Origin of the sequence: Kitasatospora sp. NPDC093558, from assembly GCF_040683475.1 — a bacterium.
GTDB lineage: Bacteria > Actinomycetota > Actinomycetes > Streptomycetales > Streptomycetaceae > Kitasatospora.
The window spans coordinates 1-5,110 of the sequence record NZ_JBFBDY010000461.1 but is presented as its reverse complement, the minus strand read 5'-3'; the positions used below and the strand labels follow the sequence as shown (position 1 = coordinate 5,110).

3 protein-coding genes are annotated in these 5,110 nt (G+C 74.5%); 1 reads left to right on the top strand and 2 read right to left on the bottom strand.

Annotation, left to right across the window (positions count from 1 at the left end; all coding sequences use genetic code 11):
* A partial coding sequence (locus tag AB0O00_RS29075) for a hypothetical protein (protein WP_363656744.1) occupies positions 1 to 442 on the bottom strand: 442 nt, incomplete at its 3' end.
* 5 nt (positions 443 to 447) lie between these two features.
* Positions 448 to 4,440, bottom strand: a complete 3,993-nt coding sequence (gene eccCa, locus AB0O00_RS29070; protein WP_363656742.1) for a type VII secretion protein EccCa — start codon at positions 4,438 to 4,440, stop codon at positions 448 to 450.
* Between the two features lie 190 nt (positions 4,441 to 4,630).
* Between eccCa and AB0O00_RS29065 the strand changes: the two genes are divergently transcribed.
* Positions 4,631 to 5,110 (top strand): EsaB/YukD family protein (locus tag AB0O00_RS29065; protein WP_363656740.1); only part of this gene is annotated, 480 nt, incomplete at its 3' end.

The window sequence follows — 5,110 nt, the reverse complement described above, 5'->3', positions numbered from 1 at the left end:
GCCACCGCTCCCCCAGCGCCTCCGCGGGCCCGCCGCCCGGCCGGCAGCGCCACCAGGAGCCGCCCGCCACCCGCAGGGTGCCGTCGGACTCGACGGACACCACCGCATCCGGCGCGACGACCGTCAACCCGGTGCGCCCGGCGAGGAGTTCGGACGGTCGACGGCCGTCCGGCCCCGGCGTGGCGAGCCCGGAGGCCGCGAGAACGAGCGTGTCCGCACCCACCCCGGAGGCCGTACGCGTCAGTTCGGGCAGCGACGCACGCAGCACGGGCGCCGCGTCCTGCGCCGCCGCGAGGACCAGCAGGCAGTGCGTCTCGGCTCGCACCGGCGCGAGCGCCGCCGCCAGCCCCGCCGCCTCGGCGCCCGGCGGCGCGATCACGAAGTGCGGCCCCACCCCACGCAGCGTCGAACGCCCGATCGCCTCCACCGCCTTCACAGCCACCCCACTCACCGATCAGCCCCCAAATCCCCGCCCGAGCCCCCCGGCTCCGACAGGCGGCCGGTCTGGACCTGCACCGTCCGCCGCCGCGTGATGTACAGCCCGCGCCCCGCCGGGAACTCCCGGGGCTTGAGGTTGCCGAACAGGTAGCCCTCGGACGGCGGGCAGGAGAGCAGCAGGGTCGGCGAGTTGACCTCCTGGAGCTTGCGGACGAGCGGGTCGCCCATGGCCCGCGAGATTCCGTTGGCGCCGCGGGCGACGACGAGGTGGAGGCCGATCTCCGCGCCCTGGGCGAGGTCGTCGAGCAGGGCGGCGAACGGGTGGGCTCCGGTGCCGGCGCCGACGAGGTCGTAGTCGTCGACGAGGACGAACAGTTCGGGGCCCTCCCACCAGTCCCGCAGCTTGAGGCGGGCGGGGGTGATGTCGGCGGGCGGGATGCGGTTCTTCATGGCGCGGGAGGCCCCGTCGACGATCTGGCGGAGCTTGTCGACGGCGACGGCGTAGCCGAGGCGGTACTCCTCCGGGACGGCGTCGTAGAGGCCGCGCCGGAAGTCGACGAGCATGATGCGCGCCTCGGCGGGCGTGTAGGCGCCGGTGATGCCGCGGATCACGAGTTCGAGGAGGTTGGTCTTGCCGGATTCGCTGTCGCCGACGACGAGCAGGTGCGGGTTCTCCTCGAAGTCGTGCCACAGCGGGGCGACTTCGGTGTCCTCCAGGCCGATGGCGACGCGCAGCCGTCCTTCCGGCGCGGGCAGTCGGGCGGCGTCGAGGCTGAGCGGCAGCATCCGGACCTCGGGGGCGCGGGGGCCGGTCCAGTGGGCGGCGACGGCGTCGACGAGGTCGGCGACGCCCTCGCCGAGGTCGTCGGCGCTGCCGGAGCCGTCGATGCGGGGCAGGGCGGTGAGGAAGTGGAGCTGGTCGTCGGTGAGGCCGCGGCCGGGGAGCTTGGGCACCTTGGCGGCGGCGCGCATGTTGATGACGGAGTCGACGGAGTCGCCGAGCCGCAGTTCGAAGCGGGTCTGCAGCTGGTCGCGCAGGCCACCGGTGATCTCGCCCCAGCGGGTGGTGGCGATGGCGAGGTGGACGCCGTAGTTGATGCCGCGCTGGGACATGAGGGTGAGCGGCTGGACGAGGTCGTTGAACTCCTGGCGCAGGGTGTTCCAGCCGTCGATGACGAGGAAGACGTCCCCGTGCGGGTCGTCGGCCAGGGCGGGGTCGCCGGCCGCCTTGCGGCGGCGGAAGGCGGCGACGGAGTCGATGCCGAGTTCGGCGAAGTACTTCTCGCGCCGGGTGATGATGCCGTTGACCTCGGCGATGGTGCGCAGCACCCGTTCGCCGTCGTGGCGTCCGGTGACGCCGCCGACGTGTGGGAGGCCGCGCAGGGCGGAGAGTGTGCCGCCGCCGAAGTCGAGGCAGTAGAACTGGACTTCGCGCGGGGTGTGGGTGAGGGCGAGGCCGGTGACGAGGGTGCGCAGCAGGTTGCTCTTGCCGCTCTGCGGGGCGCCGGCGATGCCGATGTGGCCGCCGGCTCCGGAGAGGTCGGCGGTGAGCAGGTCGCGCAGTTGCTGGAACGGGCGGTCGATGACGCCGACGGGCAGTTCGAGGGTGCCGCGGGCCCGTTCATCCTCGGTGGTGAGGCCGCGGTCGGGGTGGGGGACGAGCGGGGGCAGGAGTTCGTCGAGGGTGGGCGGGACCCCGAGGGGCGGCAGCCAGACCCGGTGGGCGGGCGGTCCGGCGTCGCGCAGGCGGTCGGCGGCGATCTCCAGCAGGGAGCCGGCCGACGCCGCGGCCTCTTCCTCCACCTCCACTGCTGGAAGTTGACGCTGCGTCACATAGTCGGTGCCGTACCGGACGACCTGTCCGGCGACGGCGGCCTGCTGGGCGGCGCGCCGCTTGGGCCGGTACGGTCCGGAGACGTAGGCGGCCTTGAAGCGGGTCAGGGTGGAGATGTCGCTGCGCAGGAAGCCGTTGCCGGGCTGGGAGGGCAGCTGGTAGGCGTCGGGGACGCCGAGGACGCCCCGGCTCTCCATGGCCGAGAACGTCCGCAGGCCGATCCGGTAGGACAGGTGGGATTCGAGCGCGCTCATCCGGCCCTCGTCCAACCGCTGGGAGGCGAGCAGGAGATGGACGCCGAGGGAGCGGCCGAGCCGTCCGATCATCACGAACAGTTCCATGAAGTCCCGGTGCGCGGACAGCAGTTCGCTGAACTCGTCGACGACGACGAACAGGGTGGGCAGCGGCCGCAGCGCGGCGCCGCCTTCCCGGGCCGTCTCGTACTCGAGCAGGGAAGCGTACCCGGCGACGCGCAACAGCTCCTGGCGGCGGACGAGTTCGCCGTGCAGGGCGTCGCGCATGCGGTCCACCAGCGACGCCTCGTCGGCGAGGTTGGTGATGACGGCGGAGGTGTGCGGCAGGGTGTCGAGGCCGAGGAAGGTCGCGCCGCCCTTGAAGTCGACGAGGACGAAGTTGAGCACCTCGGAGGAGTGGGTGACGGCGAGCGCGAGGACGAGCGTGCGCAGCAGCTCGGACTTGCCGGAGCCGGTGGCGCCGATGAGCATGCCGTGCGGGCCCATGCCGCCCTGCGCGGACTCCTTGAGGTCGAGGTCGACGGGCCGGCCGTCGGGGCCGAGGCCGAGCGGGACGCGCAGGCGCTGCGGGATGCCGCGCTGGGCCCACAGCGCCTCGACGTCGTGGGCGTGCAGGTCGGGGATGCCGAGCAGGGCGGTCAGGTCGAAGTCGGTGGCCATCGGCTCGGCGACGTCGACGCCGTCGGCGATGCGGTAGCGGGCGAGCTGGGCGGCGAGCCGGGTGGCGGCGGGCAGGGCGAGGGCGTCGGGGCGGCCGAGGTCGGTGACGACGTCCTTGCGGTTGCGGTCGGCGCCGACCATGGTGAGCCGGCCCGCTTCGACGCGCAGCCGCAGGGTGGTGCGGGCCGGGCGCCATTCCAGGGTGTCGGCGAGGTCGACGAGGACGGCGTTGCGGTAGCCGGTGAGCGCGGCGCGGCTGCCGGCGTGCGCGCCGGGGCCGTCGAGGACGAGGACGGTGAACGGCTCGTCGCGGCTCGGGACGGCGTCGGGCTCGTACGCGGGCCGGCCGGTGAACTCCTCGCCGAGCAGCTGCTCGACCTCGCCGAGGCTGCCCGCGACGAGCCGGACCGGGCCGGCGCCGTCGGTGTCGGTCGGGTGCAGGGCGTGCGGCAGCCACTTGGCCCACTCCCAGTGCGCGCGCCGCTCGGCGTCGGCGACGACCGCGATGTGCAGTTCGTCCGGCCCGTGCACGACCGCGAGTTGGGCGATCATCGCGCGCACGAGCGCGCGGGCGGCCTCGGGATCGTCGGCGCGCAGCAGGAGTTGGGCGAAGCCGCGCAGGTGGATCGCCATCGGCTGGTCCGCGACGGTGCCGTACGCGTGGATGAAGCGGCGCAGCGCGTGGGCGCACAGCGGCTCCAGGTCCTCGACCGGTTTGGTGGCGAGCGGTGCGAGCGGGGTCGCGAGGCGCTGGGAGCCGAGGCCGATCCGGACGTCGCTGAAGTCCGGGTGCGCGGCCCGCCGTTCCCACAGCCGGGTGGTGCCGACGAGGGACCACAGCTCGCCGGGCGCCGGGTGGCGCCAGGCCAGCGCCTGCCGCTGGGCGTCGATCGAGTGCCGCACCTGGCGGCGCATCCGGGCGAGGTAGCGCAGGTAGTCGCGGCGCTCGGCGCGCAGCTGGTGCTTGCGGTCGCTGGAGCCGCGGACCAGCTGGGTGACGAGCATTCCGACGGCGGACAGCGCCATCATGCCGACCGCGACGTAGCTCAGCGCGCCGCCGCCGTCGGACCCGGACGGGCGCAGGAACATGAACACCATGGACAGCGAGCCCAGCGCCATCGGCGCCATGCCGATCATGCCCGCCATGCCGCTCTGCTTCTCGGGCAGGACCGGCGGCTCCTGGAGCTGGACGTCGCCGTCGGGCATCTCGGGCCCGGGACGCCTCGGCGTCCGCTTGACCAGGACCACGCTCACTCAGGGCTCCTCACGTTCCGCCGCCGTCCACTCACGCTGACGGGCGGCGGCGGCCGCGGGGTTCAGCGGGGAGCCGTCACACGCGGCCGGACGCGGCCGGGTCCTTGAACGCCGAATCCCGCACCGCCCGTTCGAGAAGACGGAGACCCATACGATCCCCGACCCCCGACCCCGACCCCCGAGGAGAGGCGTGAGCACCAGCGCCGTCGCAGGACTGTGCCGATTGAGGTTCCAGGCGCCGGAGGCGGTCTTCGAACTCGCCGTCCCCGCCGACGTCCCCCTGGCCGACCTGCTGCCCGCGATCATCGGCCACGCCGGCCCCGGCCTCGCCGAGAGCGGCCTGGAGCACGGCGGCTGGGTGCTCCAGCGCCTCGGCGAGGAGCCGCTGGACGAGGAGCAGAGCGCGGAGGCGCTGGGGCTCCACGACGGCGACGCGCTGTACCTGCGCCCCCGCCACGAGGCCCTGCCCCCGGTGCACTTCGACGACCTGGTCGACGGCGTCGCCACCGGCGTGCAGGAGCGCGGCGACACCTGGCGCCCCGCCCTCACCCGCCGCCTCGCCCTCGCGCTCGCCGTGGCCGCCCTCGCGGCCGGGTGGATCGTGCTGGCCCTCCCGGGCCCGGCCGCCCCGCGCGAGGCCGCGGCGGCGGGCGTCGCCGTTCTCGTCCTG